This is a genomic window from Acinetobacter calcoaceticus DSM 30006 = CIP 81.8 (genome assembly GCF_000368965.1).
Classification (GTDB): Bacteria; Pseudomonadota; Gammaproteobacteria; order Pseudomonadales; family Moraxellaceae; genus Acinetobacter; species Acinetobacter calcoaceticus.
The window spans coordinates 1,618,775-1,637,701 of record NZ_KB849780.1 but is presented as its reverse complement, the minus strand read 5'-3'; the positions used below and the strand labels follow the sequence as shown (position 1 = coordinate 1,637,701).

The window sequence follows — 18,927 nt, the reverse complement described above, 5'->3', positions numbered from 1 at the left end:
GTTACGGTTTTTTATTTCGTAATTTTTTTGAGGAAAGGTTGAATCACAGACCAGTTGGTTGAAATCCAGCAAATAAATGAACCTGCTGTAACCATGGCTGTGCCTTGCCAAAAGCTCAAAGATAATTGAGTTTGTAAAACAAACATTGCCAAAATAGATGAAATAATAGGGGTGAAATATGAGGCAACCACAAGCATGGTAATGTTTCCATGAATGATGCCAATGTTCCATGCCGCATAGCCAAAGCCAATTGCAGCGGATGCAATTAAAAGGGTTATTACAGTTGGAATATCCATTGAAGGAATGGCGAATTGCCCAGAGACAAGCAGCTTGAGCCATAGCGTTAGTGCGACACAAACAAAGAAAATAGAGATCGGGTTTTGCCCATTACTCATTTTTTTGGTGAGTACACAGTAAAAAGCCCAAATAATGGCACCTACAAATGCCAAAATATAGCTCAGAGGGTTGCTATGAAAATTATCGACAATGCTACTTAGACTAAAATCACCGCTTCCAGTTTGAATAAAAATAATGCCGGAAATTGAAATAAGTAAGCCGAGAATAATAAGAAAATTAAACTTTAATTCCTTAAAAATAACAAAAGCCAAAACCGTTAAACTCGGCCAGAGATAGTTAACAATGCTGACTTCAATTGCTTGTTGAGGGCTTTGAGAATAAGCAATTGCAAATGAAAAACACAGCTCGTAAGCAACGAACAGGACTGTACCCAATATTAAGTATTTTTTGGAAATCTGCTTAAAGTCTGGAACTTTGAAAATGGCAAGCAACAGTAGCGCACTTAAAGAATAAATAAGCGTAACACCTAGCTCAGGTCCAATGGCGGCACTGACTTGTTTCATCAGGCCGACCATAGATGCCCACATGAGAATGGCGCTTAGACCAATCAATGTTGCTAGATTTTTTGACATAAAATTCAGTAAATAACGGTTAGAAAATGGTAAAAGATTAAGCTGTGCTGGCGAAAGGAATAAATTTTCAAGATAGGGAATATAGGACAAATTATATAAAATATAAACAATTAAATTTATTGATTGGTTGAATCTGCTATGTTTATTTAAGCATTCAATTGGGTAAAGAAATTTCGAGTAAAACAACGTTGTTACGAGGAAAATATGGAAGTTATTAAAACGGTTGGTGTGGTAGGTGCAGGTGTAATTGGAGCAAGTTGGACGGCTTTATTTTTATATAAAGGATTTAAAGTTAAGGTTTATGATCCTTATCCTATAGATGAAGCGATTTTTAAAAAAAGAATATATGCAAATTTAAATGATTTACTAGCTTTGGATGGAAACTCTGAGCATAACCATTCTCTGCAAGATGTATTACTTAATCTGGAAATTTCTAATCACTTAAAAGATGCGGTTTCAGATGCTGATTTTATTCAAGAAAATGCACCTGAACGTCTGGATGTAAAACAAAAGCTGTATCAAGAAATCACCTCATATTGCCCTGAACATACCATTATTGCTTCAAGTTCATCGGGCTTAAAAGTGTCTGATTTTCAAAAAGAGGCCCAACATCCTGAACGTATTTTATTAGGCCATCCTTTTAATCCGCCTCATCTTTTACCTTTGGTTGAGATTGTTGGTGGTACTTTGACGTCTCCACAAGTTTTAAAACAGGCTTCTGAGTTCTATAAACAGTTGGGCAAGAATCCAATCGTTTTAAATAAAGAAGTCAAAGGGCATGTCGCAAACCGTTTGCAGGCTGCGCTATGGCGAGAAGCCTTTTCACTGGTTGAACAAGGCGTGTGCTCTGCCGAAGATGTTGACATCGCGATTACCAGTGGGCCGGGATTAAGATGGGCTCTGTTTGGTCCCTACATTAATATGCAGCTTGCAAACCAAAAGGGCTTTAAAGAGGCGATCCATCATTTAGGCCCACCAATGACTGAATGGTGGAACGATATGCAAGCATTTCAACATTCAGACGAGACAACAGACTTATTAGAAGCAGAAACCAACCAGCTGTTAACACAATATGAAGATATCGATTTATACCAAACCAGAGATAAAGGATTGGTAGACATATTAAAGCTCAGACAGCAGCTCAAGTTAGATTAAGCCTAATCTTTAGGGCAGAGCCAATCATTTTACTGTAGAGATGATTGGCTTTTTGTTAGATCAATAAGAAAAACATTCTTAGCTGAAATTATTGTGTATTCATTAATTGTTACTGAAATCTCTATAGAAGCAATTACTGCGGTGTCGATGTTGTATTGCTGCTATGAAATGCACAGTTTTTAGTGCAGCTTTTTACTTTTTATTTTAAACCGCACTCAAATTGCCCAAGTTTAGTATTACTTTTAATCAAAAACGTAATACTAAGCTGGCATGTCCTTTGCATAGTCATAAACAATCAAAAGTGATCTAGGGTTCCGATACTTCATGTATGACTGGACCGAGAGTTCACGGTTCCTAGCGAACTACACGGAGGGATAAAAGCCCGGGAGGAAGTCTAAAACTATCCGACAGGAGTAGCTATGAACACCGCAAATTATCATAACAATCAGGCGATTTGGACCGAACTTTTACCCGGAGGACATCACTGGTCGGGCCGTATTCAAAAGGGAACTATTCTTAGATTTAAATCACTTGGCGCGCAAGCAAACGTTTCTTTGTTTTGTGTAAATGCTGCCGATGTGCTTGAGCGTTTTAACATGCCCGACAGTTTAAAAGGGCAACACACAGCCTATTTAAAAGCATCTAATGTGCTCTATTCAGACCTTGGTCGTGTCATGGCTTCCATTGTTCATGATGAGCATGGTTGGAACGATGCACTCTGTGGCCCAAGCCGACCCGAACAGATTGAAAAGCAATTCGGTACTCGTACATTTCAAGATGCCCGCAATGATATGTACCAAAACGGCTTAGACAGCTTACTCATTGAAATGTGTAAATACGGACTTGCAAGCCAAGACCTCAGTGCCGCCGTTAATCTATTTTCTAAAGTTGCGGCAGATGAAAGCGGTGCTTTGTCATATGTCAGTTCTGACAACACCGATCAAACCATTGAATTGCGTTTTGAAATGGACTGTTTGCTATTTTTATCTGCCGCGCCGCATGGTTTAGACACCAGCCCAAGCTATCAACCTGCCGATATTCAACTCAGTTTATTTAAAGCCAATTCACTAACAGACAGCGATATTTGTCGTGATGCATGTTCGCAAAATCAGCGTGCGTTTCAAAACACAGCCCGCTACTACGCACTTAGCAATATTTAAATCAGGAGAAGCATCATGACAGTTTTACAATCATTTGAAAAAGCAGTTTTAAATGAAGTTTGTCCTGCGGGTGAAGCGTGGATGTGCGAGGTTAAAAAGGGCCAATATTTCCGAATTATTGATCTTGAGGGAAACCAAGCGGTCGATACTTTGTTTATGAGTGCCGAAAATCCAACTGAGCGTTATAGCGCAATGGATACTTTGGCCATCAACCAACACATTTATTTAGAAAAGGGTACGAAGCTCTACAGTAACTTGGGCCGCCCAATTGCAGTTATTCATGATGATAACTGTGGTCGCCATGACACTATTGGTGGTGCCTGTTCATGTGAAAGTAATACGGTTCGCTATGCACATGAAACGTATCCCATGCATAGTTGCCGTAATAATTTTATGTACGCCTTGGCAAAACACCCAATTGCAAAAAAGCATGGCTTAAATGTGCGTCATATCGGCCCAAATATTAACTTTTTTATGAATGTGCCTGTTACGCCAGACGGCCAGCTTAAATTTGATGATGGAATTTCAGGGCCGGGGAAATATGTCGAAGTTCGGGCAGAAATGGATTTGATTGTTTTAATTTCCAATTGTCCGCAGCTGAACAACCCATGTAATGCCTATAACCCAACCAAAATTCAACTGGTTGTCCGTGAAGTGGAAGGGGTGTAAACATGTTTAAAAAAGTTCTAATTGCCAACCGTGGTGCAATTGCCTGTCGCGTAATTCGCACCCTAAAAAAACTCGGTATTGCTTCGGTTGCAGTTTACTCCGAAGCCGATCGTGATTCTCTACATGTCACTTTAGCCGATGAAGCTTTCTTGATTGGTCCTGCACCTGCTCATCAAAGCTATTTAAATATTGAAAAAATTCTTGAGGTTGCTAAACAGTCGGGGGCAGAAGCCATTCACCCTGGTTATGGTTTTTTGTCTGAAAATGCCGAGTTTTGTGATTTGTGTGAAAGCCAAGGCATTGCTTTTATTGGGCCAACTTCAAGCCAAATGCTCGATTTTGGTTTAAAACATACTGCACGTGAACTCGCTATTAAAAGCAACGTGCCTTTACTTCCGGGCAGTTCACTACTTGCAGATGAAGCAGAAGCCTTGACCGAAGCGGCCCGTATTGGTTATCCAGTCATGCTTAAAAGTACGGCGGGTGGTGGTGGTATTGGTATGCGTCTGGTCTGGAACGAAACAGAGTTAAAAGATGCCTATCAAACCGTATCTTATTTAGCGCAGGTCAATTTTAAAGATGCAGGTTTATATTTAGAAAAATTTGTACAACATGCACGCCATATCGAAGTTCAAATTTTTGGTGATGGGAACGGGCAAGTTTTAGCGTTGGGTGAGCGAGATTGTTCGGTGCAACGCCGTAATCAGAAGGTCATTGAAGAAACACCCGCGCCACACTTAAATGAACAGCAACGCGACTACCTTCAAAAAGTTGCGATTCAACTCATGCAGTCGGTGAACTACCGCTCGGCAGGCACGGTTGAGTTTGTTATGGACACCGAAACCCAAGAATTTTATTTCTTAGAGGTCAACACTCGTTTGCAAGTCGAGCACGGCGTGACCGAGCAAGTGTTCGGTGTCGATTTAGTCGAATGGATGGTTACATTGGCAAGTGGTGACTGGTCAGCACCGACTGAACCGTTAGAACCAACAGGACATTCGATTCAAGTTCGTCTTTATGCCGAAGACCCGATTAAACAGTTCCAACCGAGTGCAGGTCTACTCACACATGTTAAATTTGACCCACAAGCACGAGTTGAAACATGGGTAGAAACAGGTTCAACGGTGTCGTCTTTTTATGACCCGATGATTGCTAAAATCATTGTGACTGCTGCAACCCGAGAGCAAGCCATACAGGCAATGAGTGCTAGTCTTGCCAACACGCAAGTTGCAGGGATTGAAACCAATCTGGAATATTTACAAAACATTATTGCTTGCGATGTGTTTGCTTTAGGGACTCAAACCACCCGTTTTTTAAATACATTTGAATGGAAAACTCAAAAAATTGAGGTGTTGCAGTCTGGCATTCAAACTGCCATTCAAGACGTCACAGGTCGATTGGGTTATTGGGATGTCGGGGTGCCGCCATCAGGTGCAATCGATCCACTTAGTTTAACTGTGGCAAACCAGCTTTTGGCCAATGAGCCAAATACGGCAGGGCTTGAATGTACCTTGCAAGGTCCAACCTTAAAGTTTCACTGTGACAGCCAAATTGTGATTACGGGCGGTGAGATGCCTTCAAAACTTGATGGCGAACAGGTGCCGATGTGGCAAACCATCAACGTGAAAAAAGGCCAGATTTTAAAGTGTGGCATTATTCGTTCAGGTTGCCGTAGCTATATTGGCGTTAAAGGTGGTTTCGATGTTCCTGACTATTTAGGGTCGCAGGCGACATTTACTTTGGGTCAGTTTGGTGGGCACGCAGGCCGTAATTTATTAATTGGCGATATGCTACCGATTACTGAATATTCCACTCAATCGACCACTGCATTGGCTCAAGCACAAATTCCTAGCTTTACCCAAAACTGGGAAATCGCAGTGATGTATGGTCCACATGGCGCGCCAGATTTTTTCACCAAACAAGATATTGATACGTTCTTTGCCAATGAGTTTGAAATTCACTATAACTCAAGCCGTACAGGCATTCGTTTAATTGGCCCAAAACCTGAGTGGGCACGTGAAGATGGGGGCGAGGCAGGCTTACATCCATCCAATATTCACGACAACGCTTATGCGATTGGTGCGATTGATTTTACCGGCGATATGCCAATTATTCTTGGTCCCGATGGTCCGAGCTTAGGCGGTTTTGTATGTCCCGCGGTAGTCATTCATTCTGAGCTTTGGAAAATCGGGCAATTAAAAGCAGGTGATAAAGTCAAATTTGTACCTGTGAGTTACGCGCAAGCGAAAGCGCTGGACCAAAAATATCATCAAAGCTTAACCGCGACTGATATAACTTACATTGATTTTAATCCAGCCATTCAAGCAGAACCCGACACTTTAAAAGATGCCGTTCTGGCAACTTTAGAAGGTGAAGCTGACTTACCAAGCGTGACCTATCGACCAGCAGGAAATAGCTATTTGTTGGTGGAATATGGTGAGTTAGTACTCGACCTAAATTTACGTTTCCGTATTCATGCACTCATGCAATGGGTCAAAGATCAAAACATTCAGGGCATTATCGACTTAACACCGGGCATCCGTTCACTACAAATTCATTTTGATTCAATCCAGCTCGATCAACTTGAGCTTTTACAGAAACTTCAACAAGCAGAAGCCGAGTTACCCGACATTCAAAATATGCAAGTTCCTTCACGGACTGTCTATTTGCCTTTGGCTTGGGAAGATTCGCAGACTCAACTTGCAACTGAGCGTTACACACAAATTGTTCGTCCAGATGCACCGTGGTGCCCAGATAACGTCGAGTTTATTCGCCGTATTAATGGTTTAGCTTCAAAGCAAGCGGTTAAAGATGTGGTTTACAGTGCGAATTATTTAGTGATGGGTTTAGGCGATGTGTACTTAGGCGCACCTGTGGCGACACCACTCGACCCACGCCAACGTTTAGTCACTACAAAATATAATCCAGCACGAACTTGGACACCTGAAAATGCTGTGGGTATTGGTGGTGCTTATATGTGTGTATACGGCATGGAAGGGCCGGGTGGCTACCAGTTTGTTGGCCGTACCACCCAAATGTGGAGCCGCTACCGTAAAAATGCCGACTTCGAAGATGGCAAACCGTGGCTACTGCGCTTTTTTGACCAAGTTAAGTTTTATGAAGTCTCTGAAACAGAACTTCTGCAAATGCGTGAAGACTTTAAGGCAGGCCGTCTACAACTTCGCATTGAAGAGGGTGTGCTCAATTTAAAAGAATACAACGAGTTTTTAAAAACACATCAAGACAGCATTCAAGCCTTTAAAGACACGCAACAAGCCAATTTTGAGGCTGAACGCCGCCGTTGGCATGAAGCAGGTTTGCAAGAATATATCTCTGAAAGTCTTGATACGGTTGATGAAGGCGAAACCGTGGTTATTCCTGAAGGCGGCTGTGCAGTCGAATCACACATGCCAGGCTCAATCTGGAAAATCGAATGTGCATCGGGAGATATTGTTGAAGAAGGTGCAACTCTTGCGGTGATTGAGGCAATGAAAATTGAGATTCCAATTATTGCACCCGAACGCATGAAGGTAGAAACCATTACCATTGAAAAAGGGCAAACCGTAAAAACAGGACAAGTGCTATTTACCTTGGCGCCTGTCGCTTAAACCCTAAAGAGAGCATCGATATTGATGCTCTCTTTAAACCTTATGCTTCGGTCAAATGCTTTAATACTTTATGACCATGTTCAACCGCTTCTAATTTAATTTTCGACTCTGGGTTACCTGATAAAGGCGAAACGTCATAAAGCAAGTAAGTGGCACTTAACTGCATTTGCGTATACTGAATTGAATGTTGAACCGCTTTTAAAAAGCTATCGGCTAAGTTTTCTCGGTCATTCACCATGTCAGCTTCTTTTTGCCCGACCGTCATACTAATAATGACTTTTTTATCTTTTAATTTGTCGCCCTGAGAGCCATAGGCAAACTGGTAAGTAAAAACTTCATCAAACCATAATTTCAAAATTGCTGGCATATTAAACCAGAACATTGGATATTGCAGAATGATCGTGTCGTGGCGTAACAAGGCTTCTTGTTCAGCACTTACATCAATTTGATAGTCCGGATAAAGCTGGAAAATATCTCGTACTTCGAGATCTGGATAGGTTTTTAAAAGTTCATTCACTATCGTTTTATTTGCAATTGATTGAGTGTAGTAGGGATGGGCCAAAATAAGTAAAGCCATAATAATGCCTTGTAGCTATAAAAATCATAGTCACTATAATTTTTATAGTATGAGTGTACAATAACTATCAAAGTTGATAGGTGGCGTTAAAAATGGCAAATACTGAAAATAAATGTGAAATCACCATGAATGGAAAAACTTATCCATGTCATATCAGTATGGCTATGGATTTGGTGGGTGGAAAATGGAAAGGCGTTATTTTGTATTATCTAAAAGATGGCCCAAAACGCTTTAATGAAATCAATCAATTAATGCCAACCATCACAGAAATGACTTTAAGCCTCCAACTTAAACAGCTAGAGCAAAGCGGCTTAATATCCAGAACTGTTTATGGTGAAAAAGCACCGATTAAAGTTGTCTATGAAATGACCGAATTGGGCCAGACTTTCAAGCCTGTTTTAGAGTCTTTATCGGTATGGGCACATACGATGATTGGTTTTACTTATAGTGTAGAGAACAAATAAAAAAGACCGCTTATGCGGTCTTTTTAGAATCTTCATGCAAACTAAAATGTGTTTCTATACGGTTAATAAATTCTAGAAATTCATTGTTTCCATCTACATCTGTGCAACTTTCAATAATTTCCTCACAAGTGGTTGTATGCCATAATTTCTCAATTAAATTAGTTTTTTTAACTGAAATATATTTTATTAATTCGGTATGTAATAAGACCTTCTGATCAGCATAATCATTAGGTGAAAAAATAACTTCTCCATTTGTTATGCGTGAAATAACATTTTTATGAAGATAATTTTCACATTCTCTTTTTTTCGTAAGATGGAATACAACATGTGAATATCTTTTTTGAGTCTCTATATTCTTCTGATATTTATCACAGTTCTGCCCATCATTGTCTGAGTCAAAGAATACAGCCCATGGTTTTTGAAGCGTTTCAATTAATTTGTAATTTACCCAATGTTTTAAATTATCGCTGCCACCGCTTATTAATAACTGAATATCCCTCGCTGTAATATAATCTCTTTGAATAAGAGAATTTTCTGCGAATTTTGAAAAGATATGTTTTAGAAATACAACATCCGATACTCCCTCCACAAATATGTAACCTTTGCATTGCGTATCATTTATAGAGCCAAAAGGGTGTATTCCTAGATCATTACTAATCTTATCTAATATTTGGTTTGTATCTGCATGTTCTATAGTGTGGTTTTTATCAATTTTATTGATATAACGTAAGCTTGCCAGCGGTAATAAACCTGCTAATGCTGGTGTATGAGTTGTAACTAAAATCTGCGTTTTGGGAGATAGAGATAATTCTAATAATGCCTTGATAAGCATTTCTTGATAATTAGGATGTTGTGATGTTTCTGGTTCTTCAATTGCATATATTATTGATCTATTTCTAGCTTCTTTGAATTTTTTTTCAGCCTCAGCTCTGAAGAAATTTAATAAAATTAGTCTACGGACACCACTACCTCTTTTATTAACTGGTATTCCTAACTCTGATGTTAAAGTCATAGAAAAAATTGAATCCCATTTCGGGTCTTTAGAAAAATTAGGTATCAAATCCTTGGCTAGGTTTGAATCCATTTCCCCAAGTTTATTTAACGTTCTCTTTGCTACATCTTCTACATTTGTCCGTATATATTCTTGTATTTCAGTTAACTTGGGCTGAATTTCAGAAAGAGCTGCTTTTATTGCTAATTTCATTGGATCTTGAACTTCACTATCCTGATCGCTACTGTTTCTATCAGACTTAAATAATGCAAATATAGGTAAAAAACTTTTTATATTTTCCCATAAATTTTTTGCATCTTCTTTGTTCAGTGAAATTTCTTTAGTTTGGAAAGTTAGAGCCTCGGAAGAAAAAAGAAACTTTCTTAAGCAAGTATTAGAGCGCTGGTCATCTACTTTAGTAATATCTAAACCTTTAGTTTTTATTAAGCTTTTCAACTCAGCATTTTTAAGTGTAATTAAACTGTTTAGATCAGGATTTGATGGATAATTAGCGATAATTGCAACTTCGGTTGTGATTTTTTGATTTACACGGAAAGTTTTTTTGATCTCTAGAAATGAATTATTATTTAAAAGATATTCACTTTCTAAAGTAGTCTGAGAAGTGGCATCTAAACTTAAACTTTCAGGGAAGTCCTTAAATACACATGTGATAGAAGTATTTTGTTCTTCTGTAGCAAAGATGCACCGATCATTTTTTTCAAAACTTGAATTTTCAAAAAAGATATCTAAGGCTTCAAATATTGTGGACTTACCAGCATCATTTTTTCCTATAATTCCTGTTAAACATTCATCAATTAAAATTGTATGTTTTAAATGATAGCCCCTAAAGTTTTCCAAAACTATTGAAATTAATTCCATATGATTTTGACTTCATTATTTATTGTTAGATTAATCTAGCTTAAAATTTATACTATTTCTATCTAGTTAAATTATTTTTTAAAAATTTTATGCTTCTAAAATTAAATATGCTGTTTAGCTGGATTTATTAATTTAGCCCTATCTCTGTGCATGGGGCTTTTTTTTGCCCAAAAATCACTCACAAATTTCTGCCAAGCCTATCAAAACCACGCTTAAAAACTGGCACATTTTCTGCATCTCTTATCAGTAATACAAAAACTGAATTTGGTAATACCAAGCTAGAGGTGCGATATGAACGATGTAAAACCCGTGGTTCAACCAAAGCAAACTTTAAAAGCCTTTTTAGTCGAATTGCTCAGCGTTCGTGCAGGCGTATATATCAAACAAAACAATTATCCGACTAAAACAAAAGGATAAGACTGTGGCAAAACAAAAGTTAGCTCGAATCAGTATTACCGTACCTGAAACGACCCTCAACGCACTCGACCAAAAAATTGTCGAGCAGAACTATGAAAGTCGCTCGCAAGCCATTGTTGACATGATTAATAAACACTTGATTGCAGAGCAGGCGCAGGCCAATGAAGTAATGGTAGGTACGTTGACTTTGCTTTACGACGCTAGCCAAATGACCCTGCGCAATCAATTGGTTGATTTACAACAACAGTTTTTAGCACAAGTGATTAGTTCACTTCATATCCAGCTCGACCAACAAAAGATATTGCAAGTCATGTTAATGCAGGGTGCGAGCTCTGAACTCAGACAAATTAGCCAGCAATTTATTGTGCTGAAAGGGGTGATTAAAGGGCATTTAGAACTGATGGATGCCGTCATGCCGCCTATACAGCAAAATGACTAAATGAGGAGTAGCGTGTTGAAAAATTTATGGACAATTCAAGACTGGAAAACCGCATATCAAAACGGACAAATCCATCTTGCAGATCTGATTGGCTATGTTGCAGAAATTAAAAATGATGACCATGCATGGATTGAAATTGCCTCCGTTGAGCAGATTCAATCGCAAATTAATGTTTTAAAAGACCAGAATATTGCTGACCTACCTCTATACGGCGTGCCATTTGCAGTCAAAGACAACATTGATGTCGCTGGCTTTCACACGACTGCTGCCTGTAAAGAGGTTCAATATTTGGCTAAGCAAGATGCCACTGTAGTTGCCAAGTTGAAAAAAGCAGGGGCGATTGTGGTGGGCAAAACTAACTTAGATCAGTTTGCGACTGGACTGGTTGGGGTTCGTTCTCCGTATGGTGCAGTAAAAAATAGTTTTAACCCCGAATATATTAGTGGAGGTTCAAGCTCTGGTTCTTCAGTAGTGGTTGCCAACGGCATTGTGCCTTTTAGTTTGGGTACCGATACGGCAGGGTCAGGTCGTGTACCTGCGGGCCATAACAATATTGTGGGCCTAAAACCGACAAAGGGCTGGTTTTCTACCACAGGTTTAATTCCTGCATGTCGGACTATTGATGTCATTTCTATTTTTGCGCTGCATATTGATGACGCTTGGACAGTTGCCAGTTTAATGCAGGGCTATGATGAAACAGATGAATATTCACGAGTACATCCAGCCAATGTACCAACTCAGTTTTCTAAACGAAGAATTGCTATTCCTGCTCAGTTTGAGTTTTATGGTGATTTTGAATCTGAAAAGGCCTTTTTAATTGCAATTGAGCGCGTAAAAAAGCTGGGTTATGAAGTTGAGAGTATAGATTTCAGCGCGTTTAATGAGCTTGCTGCCGCACTGTATAACGATGCTTGGGTGGCAGAAAGAACAGTCGCCGTTGAACGCATGACAACACGTGAAAAGGCTCATCCAGTCATTGCTCAAATTATTGCGCAGGCAGATAAATTCAAGGCAACAGATGCACTTCAAGCTGAATATAACCGCGCCGTATTAGCTCGAAAAATTAATGTGGCATTACAACCTTTTGATGCCTTGATGGTGCCAACAGCGCCAACCATTTATACCATTGCAGAAGTTGAAGCCGACCCATTGACTAAAAATGCACACATGGGGGCCTATACCAACTTTGTAAATTTTGCCGATCTTTCTGCATTGGCCTTACCAAATGTACTGCGTGAGGATGGTTTACCAAGCGGGGTAACCTTTATTGCACCAGCTTGGCACGATCAGGCACTCGCCAATTTTGCGCAGCTCTGGCAAGCCGAAACATTGCTAAGCTTGGGTAAATCAACCCAACATTATCAAAAAAGTCTAAATATCCAGTCGAATCATTCAGTGCAGCTTGCAGTCGTCGGAGCGCATTTAACAGGCATGCCACTTAATTTTCAGCTCACTAGTCGTAATGCCACTTTACTCAAGAAAACCCAGACTGCAGATACTTATAAGCTCTTTGCTTTAAAAAATACCACACCACCAAAACCCGGCCTGCAATGCGATGCAGCAGGTACGTCAATTGAGGTTGAAGTGTGGGATGTTCCTTTAGCAAATTTTGGGGCCATTGTAGCTGAAGTGCCTGCACCACTTGGCATTGGCAACCTCAAATTAAAAGATGGAACATGGGTCAAAGGCTTTATTTGCGAAGCTTATGCCATTCAAGATGCAACCGATATTAGCCATTTGGGGGGCTGGCGAGCCTATATACAGTCACTCAATCAAACCGCTCAAAGTGTTGTTAGTAAAAGTGTTGGGGAAGTTTCTATATGATTAAAAAAGCGTTTTTATCCGTATCTATTTTATCGGCAGTTGTATTGGGTGGGTGTGACAATACAGCTAAAGTGCCCGAGGCTAAACAAGATGCTCAGGCAGCCACAAATACAAAACCAATTACCATTGGCTATAGCGATTGGCCGGGCTGGGTGGCTTGGCAAGTGGCTATTGAAAAAGGTTGGTTAAAAGAAGCAGGGTTAAATGTTGAGTTTAAATGGTTTGATTATTCCGCTTCTCTCTCGGCTTTTTCGGCAAATCAGCTTGATGCCGTTTTGGTCACTAATGGCGATAACTTGGTAACCGCTTCGGGCGGTACTCAAGGCATGATGATCATGGCAACAGATTATTCTGCGGGTAATGATGTCATTATTGCAAAAGAGGGTATTAATACCATTCAAGACTTAAAAGGAAAATCAATCGGTGTCGAAAAAGGCTTGGTTGACCATCTTTTACTAGCAACAGCTTTAACCGACCATAACATTAAAGCGAGTGAGGTCAAGCTAGTAAACTCAGCAACCAACCAATTACCTCAAGTGTTCAATAGCCCAGATATTTCTGCGATTGCTGTTTGGCAACCTGTTGCTGGGCAGGCATTAAAAGCCGTAGCGGGTTCTAAAATTATCTATACCTCTAAAGACAAGCCGGGTTTAATTTATGACACCTTGACCGTCAACATGAGTCATTTAACTGCCCATCAGGAAGAATGGAAAAAAATCATTCAGGTGTGGGACAAAACGGTTAAATATATTAATGACCCTGCAACTCATGCCGATGCGGTTAAAATCATGGCAAACCGTTCAGGGGTTGACCCGAAACAATATGAGTCGATGGTCAGCGGAACGCATCTATTAGATATCAATGCCAATAAAAAAGTATTTGCTAAATCTCAAGGCTTTGACTCGATTTATGGCTCTAGCTATCACGTCAATAAATTTAACGTTGAAAATGGTATTTATAAAACTGAACAAAATGTAGATGGGCTGATTTATCCAACATTGGTAGAACAACTCAAATAAGCTAAATCAATTAAAAAGCCCAAGTTGAACTTGGGCTTTTTAATGTGTTTTTTATTTTTCTGTACTGACTTGAGTCATACGCGGAATTTTTGGTAAATCTTGCAAAGCTGGGTCAAGTTCATCTTCTTCAGCATGTACCAGATAATCTACCCGCGCACGGAGCTGTTTAAACTCAGGTGTACTCATTAAATCCAGTGAGCGTGGGCGCGGTAAATTAACTTCAATAATTTCCTTAATTTCACCGGGGTTGGCTTTGAGTGCCACAATTCGGTCTGCCAGTAAAATGGCTTCATCCATGTCATGGGTCACAAAAATAATGGTGATATCAATGTTTTGCCATAAATCCATTAAGTGTTTTTGCATTTTTTGACGAGTGTGAGGGTCGAGCGCACCAAAAGGTTCATCCATCAGTAAAATTTTAGGTTGATTGACCAAGGCTCTAGCAATTGCAACGCGCTGTTTCATGCCACCAGAAAGTTGGTGTGGATACTGATTTTCATATTTTTCTAAACCAATAATATTGATCCATTCACGGGCTTGCGCCTCTGCTGTCATTTGACTAGCGCCGCGCATTTGCGGACCAAACATCACGTTTTCTTTTACAGTTTTCCATGGAAAAAGGGTATAACCCTGAAACACCATACCGCGTTCAGGGCATGGGCCAGTAATGCATTCGCCGTCTACTAAAATTTCTCCGCTATGGTATGGGTCTAAACCCGCAATGACACGGCTCAGCGTCGATTTGCCGCAGCCAGAAGGACCAATCACACAAATAAATTCTCTTTTATGAATTTTTAAATCGAGCTTATTTAAAACAGTGCGTTCGGTTTGACCATGTTTAAAGACTTGGCTGAGCTGTTTAGCTTCTAAAATAACAGGACGTTCATAAATTTTTTGAAAGTATTCATGCGCGTTAAATGTTGAATCATTCATTATTTTGCTCCTACTTTCCAAGTGAACATCCGCTCACCCAATTTCATTAATACCCAATCACAGACCAGACCAATCACCCCAATAATCAGAATGGCTGCATAGACATTGTCAAAGTTTTGATAGCGTGCCTGTTGGGTAATAAACCACGTAATACCTGAAGTCGTACCAATCAACTCTGAAACAATTAAATAGGTCCATGCCCAGCCCAATAGCACACGTAAGTCACGGTAAATATCAGGTAAGGCAGCAGGAATCACCACATGGAATAAACTTTTGAGCTTATTGGTGCCAAGCGTATAGCCGGCCTCAATTAAGCTTCGATCTACCATTCGGGTGGTATTGGCGATAATGAGAATTTGCTGAAAAAGCGTACCAATAACAATAATTGCAATTTTAGGGGCATCATTAATTCCTAAAATTGCCACTGCAAGTGCGCCAAACGCTGGTGCAGGCAAGTAACGGAAAAACTCGACAAATGGCTCTGTTAACAGTGAAATGCGCTTAGAAAAACCACACAAAATACCCAGTGGAATCCCGATTAATGAAGATATGAAAAAAGCTGAAAATACCAGTTTAATACTGTGCCATAAACTTTGATGAAACCACGGCGAATCAGGTTGTTCGGGTGGCGTAGTAAATGCAGTCACCAAAGCTTGAGCTACTTCATGAGGAGCGGGTAAATAAATCGGATTAACTAAAATACCTTGTGGTGGTGCAGAATTTCGATTGACTGCATTTTGTGCTTCGAGATAGAACACATTTTTATCAATGTGACTTCCTACTTGTAAGTAAGAAACACTTCCCGAACTCGTGATTTGTACTTGAGGATGCCAAACAAAAGGTAAGTAACTGATTGCGCACCAAAGACATATTGGAATAACGAAAGAACAAATACTGAGAATCAGCTTGTTCTTTCGCGTAAATTCCTTTGCAACATAACCCATATCGAGAGCTCCCCATTTTGATCAGTATTACGATTTTCATAAAACGTAATATTGTTAAGCAAAATAGGTGCCATCTTTAAGGTGCTCTAGATGAATTAAGACGAGGGAACTAAAGTTTCATGTAAATACACCCAATAACATTTTTCGTCTTCTACTTTAATGCAGGCAGTGGACGTACGTACTGTTTCGGTTTCACTCGTTTGTTGATGTTCTTGATATTGCACCCAACAATAATTTTCAAATTCGTATAAAGCTGTACTCTTAATAATGTCGATTTTTAAAGAAGGCTTTTTTCCAATATTTTGACTAAATAAACTATTCACTTCGGCGAAACCAATGGAGTGACCTTGAACCGTTACCATCTTAAAATTTTGATCAAAGCTATCTAAAAGCGGGCTCAGACTTTGCTGTGCATTTTTTCCTGTAAATACATTTTCGATCAAAACGTGTAGGTCAATCACGCTTTGAATGGCCTGATCCATTTGGTTAGACATGTGCTTTCTCCTTTAAAATGGGAATGAGTGAAAGTAAGCAGAGGACTGCTGCAATTAAAAAAGTATGTTGATAACGAATGAGATCAGTTGAGCCAGACATAAGGTTATAAATCGAAATGAGAACAACAGTACCGACACTAAATGAAACTTGTCGATTGATGTTCCAGAGTACACTGCCTTGTAGTAAATCTTGACCCGTAAAATCAATTAACGAACTAATTTGGGCAATATTGGCGCTTAAGCCGCCTCCCATACCCATCACTAAATAGGCGAATACTAACAAGCTGATTGGACTAGTGTTTGAAATAAAAAATAAGAAAAAGATACCAAGGCTATGAAGGGTAACGCCAATAATAAGTAAATATTTCTTTCCTAACCGTTGATAGAGTAGGCCACCGCTGATCATTGCCACTAGCGCACCTGCTGCATAGAGCAACATGAATGAGCCAGTTTGTTTTGCGTTAAAGCCAAGGTTAACCTGTAAATTAAAAATATTGAGTAAATTAACACCTGTAAAAATACCAGGAACAGCGTAATAAATAATAAATGCATTGCGTAAATTTTTATTTTTTAATAACTGTAGATTGAGAATAGGATGATCGATTTTTTTCGAATGTTGAATGTAAAAAATCAGCATTCCCACCGAAATTAGCAAACTGCTTACAGCCAACGTGAGATTGTGATAATCCCCATAGAATGAAAATGAGAGTAACAAACATAACAGGCTTATATTAAAAATAACCAAGCCTTTTATGTCTGGTTTTTCACTCGACACATTCTCTGTTTTTTTAACCCATAGCCATGCTAAAAATGAGGCAAGCAAAGAAAATGGAAGATTAGAAAAAAATACCCATCGCCAATTCAATGAATCAATAATTACACCACCAAGGGCAGGTGAAAAAGCTGGTGCAATCAGTGCAATTGCCATAATCATTGTAGAAATGCGTTGGCGTTCTTGATTGGGGAATAAGGCATATACGAGTGCTTGGCCGACTGGAATTAATAAACCTCCAGCGATACCTTGAATAAATCGCCAAAAGATTAAGCTATAAATCGATTCGCTAAATCCAATAAAGCAAATGCTTATAGAAAATAACAGCATCGAATAACACAATAACTTTTGGTTCCCTAACTTGGTGGCTAACCATAAACTCATCGGCATGATTAAAATGAGGCCGAGAATATAGGCATTTGTTACCCAAGCGACCATGGATTGGCTGACTGAAAATGATGATGCAATATTAGGTAAAGCAATTGCTGACATAAAAATGTTAATGCAATCAATAAAGAACCCAAGTAAAAACACCGTTGCTATTTTATATCGATAAGACATACCTACCTCCGTGCAGGCAGGGTAAGATTCGGCTCTTTTATTGTCGATGCAGGAGAAGTAAAATCATTGTTTAATAATTTCAAACAATCGGCTGAATTGTGCAAAAAAATCTCAAGCAAATTACTAGTTTTTTACAAGTTGTCGATTCCGGATCTTTTACTAAGGCTGCCGAAATTTTGGGACTGAGCCGATCAATGGTCAGTATTGATATAAAACAATTAGAAAAGCAGTTAAATACAAGTCTCTTAATTCGAAACACTCGTAATATTGCATTAACTGAAATAGGCCAGCATTTTTATGAGGACTTCAAACAAATCCAACTTCAGATTGATGACGCATTTGAGCGAAGCCAACATTTAGGCGCAAGCATTACAGGCACTTTACGTTTTTCATCAACCAATGAATTTGGTCAACGCTTTATTTTGCCTTTACTTCCTGAGTTTTGTCGGCTTTACCCACATTTACGCTTACAATATTCGTTTAATTCATCTCTCGATGATTTAGTCACTGAAAAATTAGATCTTGTTATACGGCTAGGAAATTTAAAAAACTCATCTCTAAAAACTCGAAAAATTGGGGAATATCCAATTTACATTGTTGCTACACCGCAATTTATACAAAAACATCCTGTAGAAAATATATCCGATTTGGCAGATGTTCCTTGGATTGGACACACCTTATTAAATTGGCAAGATTCACAATATATTTTGCAAAATAGTTTAGGGGAGCAATATTCATTACCTTTTATTCGAAGTCAGTATGAATCAAATTCAGTAACCGCAATTCATCAAATGGCGCTGTCATCATTAGGTATTGCGATTTGCCCAGCATGGTTAGTTGATGAAGATATTCAACAAAACCGCTTAATTCGGTTATTTCCTGACTTCTCATTACCGTTACAAAATATTCAATTACTTTATCCTAATACTTCTAATTTACCGGCCAAAACTCGAGCATTTATAGACTTTTTGGTGGCCCGTCTTTCTTTTAGATAAACTAAAAAGTATGTAAGTTATGGACGATAAGTTATTTTATATAAATAGACAATTCTGTCTGTTTTTTATAAAATAGCGCTGATTATGACTCAGTTTT

17 protein-coding genes and 1 riboswitch are annotated in these 18,927 nt (G+C 39.1%); of the genes, 10 read left to right on the top strand and 7 right to left on the bottom strand.

Translation table 11 applies throughout. The annotated features are described in order from the left end of the window. Positions 1-11: 11 nt before the first annotated feature. Positions 12-929, bottom strand: coding sequence for an aromatic amino acid DMT transporter YddG (yddG, locus tag F936_RS12645; protein WP_005047815.1), 918 nt, complete (start codon positions 927-929; stop codon positions 12-14). Between the two features lie 204 nt (positions 930-1,133). Between yddG and F936_RS12640 the strand changes: the two genes are divergently transcribed. The 4 genes from F936_RS12640 to uca all read left to right on the top strand — a co-directional run bounded on the left by F936_RS12640 (position 1,134) and on the right by uca (position 7,521). Further along, positions 1,134-2,084, top strand: a complete 951-nt coding sequence (locus F936_RS12640) for a 3-hydroxyacyl-CoA dehydrogenase NAD-binding domain-containing protein (RefSeq protein WP_005047813.1) — start codon at positions 1,134-1,136, stop codon at positions 2,082-2,084. Between the two features lie 295 nt (positions 2,085-2,379). Further along, positions 2,380-2,475: riboswitch (guanidine-I (ykkC/yxkD leader) on the top strand. Positions 2,476-2,503: 28 nt separating this feature from the next. Beyond that, complete coding sequence (locus F936_RS12635) at positions 2,504-3,244, top strand: urea amidolyase associated protein UAAP1 (protein WP_005047811.1); 741 nt, start codon at positions 2,504-2,506, stop codon at positions 3,242-3,244. 15 nt (positions 3,245-3,259) lie between these two features. Next, on the top strand, positions 3,260-3,913 hold the full coding sequence (locus F936_RS12630) for an urea amidolyase associated protein UAAP2 (RefSeq protein WP_005047809.1): 654 nt from the start codon (positions 3,260-3,262) through the stop codon (positions 3,911-3,913). A gap of 2 nt (positions 3,914-3,915) precedes the next feature. After that, positions 3,916-7,521, top strand: coding sequence for an urea carboxylase (gene uca, locus F936_RS12625; RefSeq protein ID WP_005047807.1), 3,606 nt, complete (start codon positions 3,916-3,918; stop codon positions 7,519-7,521). A 40-nt stretch (positions 7,522-7,561) separates the two neighbouring features. Here uca and F936_RS12620 read toward each other — a convergent pair whose 3' ends face one another. Then, positions 7,562-8,098 (bottom strand): NAD(P)H-dependent oxidoreductase, encoded by a 537-nt coding sequence (locus F936_RS12620; protein ID WP_005047804.1) that lies wholly within the window; start codon positions 8,096-8,098, stop codon positions 7,562-7,564. Positions 8,099-8,190: 92 nt separating this feature from the next. Between F936_RS12620 and F936_RS12615 the strand changes: the two genes are divergently transcribed. Further along, positions 8,191-8,562, top strand: coding sequence for a winged helix-turn-helix transcriptional regulator (locus F936_RS12615; RefSeq protein WP_005047802.1), 372 nt, complete (start codon positions 8,191-8,193; stop codon positions 8,560-8,562). Positions 8,563-8,572: 10 nt separating this feature from the next. Here F936_RS12615 and F936_RS12610 read toward each other — a convergent pair whose 3' ends face one another. Continuing rightward, the gene (locus F936_RS12610; RefSeq protein ID WP_005047799.1) at positions 8,573-10,432 is read right to left on the bottom strand and encodes an AAA family ATPase; all 1,860 of its coding nucleotides are present in this window, start codon (positions 10,430-10,432) and stop codon (positions 8,573-8,575) included. Between the two features lie 291 nt (positions 10,433-10,723). On the opposite strand from F936_RS12610, the gene F936_RS18905 reads away from it, so the two are divergent. Genes F936_RS18905 through F936_RS12595 form a run of 4 tightly spaced genes read left to right on the top strand, consistent with a single transcriptional unit; the run spans position 10,724 to position 14,131 of the window. Then, a complete protein-coding gene (locus F936_RS18905) occupies positions 10,724-10,849 on the top strand; it encodes a hypothetical protein (RefSeq protein ID WP_005047797.1) in 126 nt (41 codons plus the stop codon). 4 nt (positions 10,850-10,853) lie between these two features. Next, entirely contained in the window at positions 10,854-11,288 is a 435-nt protein-coding gene (locus F936_RS12605; protein ID WP_001118705.1) for a CopG family ribbon-helix-helix protein, read from the top strand. Positions 11,289-11,300: 12 nt separating this feature from the next. Next, a complete protein-coding gene (atzF, locus tag F936_RS12600; RefSeq protein WP_005047794.1) occupies positions 11,301-13,112 on the top strand; it encodes an allophanate hydrolase in 1,812 nt (603 codons plus the stop codon). Then, positions 13,109-14,131 (top strand): ABC transporter substrate-binding protein, encoded by a 1,023-nt coding sequence (locus F936_RS12595; RefSeq protein ID WP_005047792.1) that lies wholly within the window; start codon positions 13,109-13,111, stop codon positions 14,129-14,131. The genes atzF and F936_RS12595 overlap by 4 nt, the downstream gene beginning before the upstream one ends. A gap of 51 nt (positions 14,132-14,182) precedes the next feature. Here the strand turns inward: F936_RS12595 and F936_RS12590 are convergent, their stop codons facing one another. The 4 genes from F936_RS12590 to F936_RS12575 form a co-directional block, all read right to left on the bottom strand. Beyond that, complete coding sequence (locus tag F936_RS12590) at positions 14,183-15,064, bottom strand: ABC transporter ATP-binding protein (protein WP_005047789.1); 882 nt, start codon at positions 15,062-15,064, stop codon at positions 14,183-14,185. Then, complete coding sequence (locus F936_RS12585) at positions 15,064-16,008, bottom strand: ABC transporter permease (protein ID WP_003651036.1); 945 nt, start codon at positions 16,006-16,008, stop codon at positions 15,064-15,066. Before F936_RS12585 ends, F936_RS12590 begins: the two co-directional genes overlap by 1 nt. A gap of 95 nt (positions 16,009-16,103) precedes the next feature. Then, on the bottom strand, positions 16,104-16,502 hold the full coding sequence (locus F936_RS12580; RefSeq protein ID WP_003651037.1) for a hypothetical protein: 399 nt from the start codon (positions 16,500-16,502) through the stop codon (positions 16,104-16,106). After that, the gene (locus F936_RS12575) at positions 16,495-17,835 is read right to left on the bottom strand and encodes an MFS transporter (RefSeq protein ID WP_005047784.1); all 1,341 of its coding nucleotides are present in this window, start codon (positions 17,833-17,835) and stop codon (positions 16,495-16,497) included. Before F936_RS12575 ends, F936_RS12580 begins: the two co-directional genes overlap by 8 nt. 98 nt (positions 17,836-17,933) lie before the next feature. Between F936_RS12575 and F936_RS12570 the strand changes: the two genes are divergently transcribed. Next, the gene (locus tag F936_RS12570; protein ID WP_016801988.1) at positions 17,934-18,830 is read left to right on the top strand and encodes a LysR family transcriptional regulator; all 897 of its coding nucleotides are present in this window, start codon (positions 17,934-17,936) and stop codon (positions 18,828-18,830) included. Positions 18,831-18,927 lie beyond the last annotated feature (97 nt).

Coding starts and splice junctions, on each gene's coding strand:
- yddG (WP_005047815.1), bottom strand. CDS start 929: ATGTCAAAAAATCTAGCAACATTGATTGGTCTAAGCGCCATTCTCATG.
- F936_RS12640 (WP_005047813.1), top strand. CDS start 1,134: ATGGAAGTTATTAAAACGGTTGGTGTGGTAGGTGCAGGTGTAATTGGA.
- F936_RS12635 (WP_005047811.1), top strand. CDS start 2,504: ATGAACACCGCAAATTATCATAACAATCAGGCGATTTGGACCGAACTT.
- F936_RS12630 (WP_005047809.1), top strand. CDS start 3,260: ATGACAGTTTTACAATCATTTGAAAAAGCAGTTTTAAATGAAGTTTGT.
- uca (WP_005047807.1), top strand. CDS start 3,916: ATGTTTAAAAAAGTTCTAATTGCCAACCGTGGTGCAATTGCCTGTCGC.
- F936_RS12620 (WP_005047804.1), bottom strand. CDS start 8,098: ATGGCTTTACTTATTTTGGCCCATCCCTACTACACTCAATCAATTGCA.
- F936_RS12615 (WP_005047802.1), top strand. CDS start 8,191: ATGGCAAATACTGAAAATAAATGTGAAATCACCATGAATGGAAAAACT.
- F936_RS12610 (WP_005047799.1), bottom strand. CDS start 10,432: ATGGAATTAATTTCAATAGTTTTGGAAAACTTTAGGGGCTATCATTTA.
- F936_RS18905 (WP_005047797.1), top strand. CDS start 10,724: ATGAACGATGTAAAACCCGTGGTTCAACCAAAGCAAACTTTAAAAGCC.
- F936_RS12595 (WP_005047792.1), top strand. CDS start 13,109: ATGATTAAAAAAGCGTTTTTATCCGTATCTATTTTATCGGCAGTTGTA.
- F936_RS12590 (WP_005047789.1), bottom strand. CDS start 15,064: ATGAATGATTCAACATTTAACGCGCATGAATACTTTCAAAAAATTTAT.
- F936_RS12585 (WP_003651036.1), bottom strand. CDS start 16,008: ATGGGTTATGTTGCAAAGGAATTTACGCGAAAGAACAAGCTGATTCTC.
- F936_RS12580 (WP_003651037.1), bottom strand. CDS start 16,502: ATGTCTAACCAAATGGATCAGGCCATTCAAAGCGTGATTGACCTACAC.
- F936_RS12575 (WP_005047784.1), bottom strand. CDS start 17,835: ATGTCTTATCGATATAAAATAGCAACGGTGTTTTTACTTGGGTTCTTT.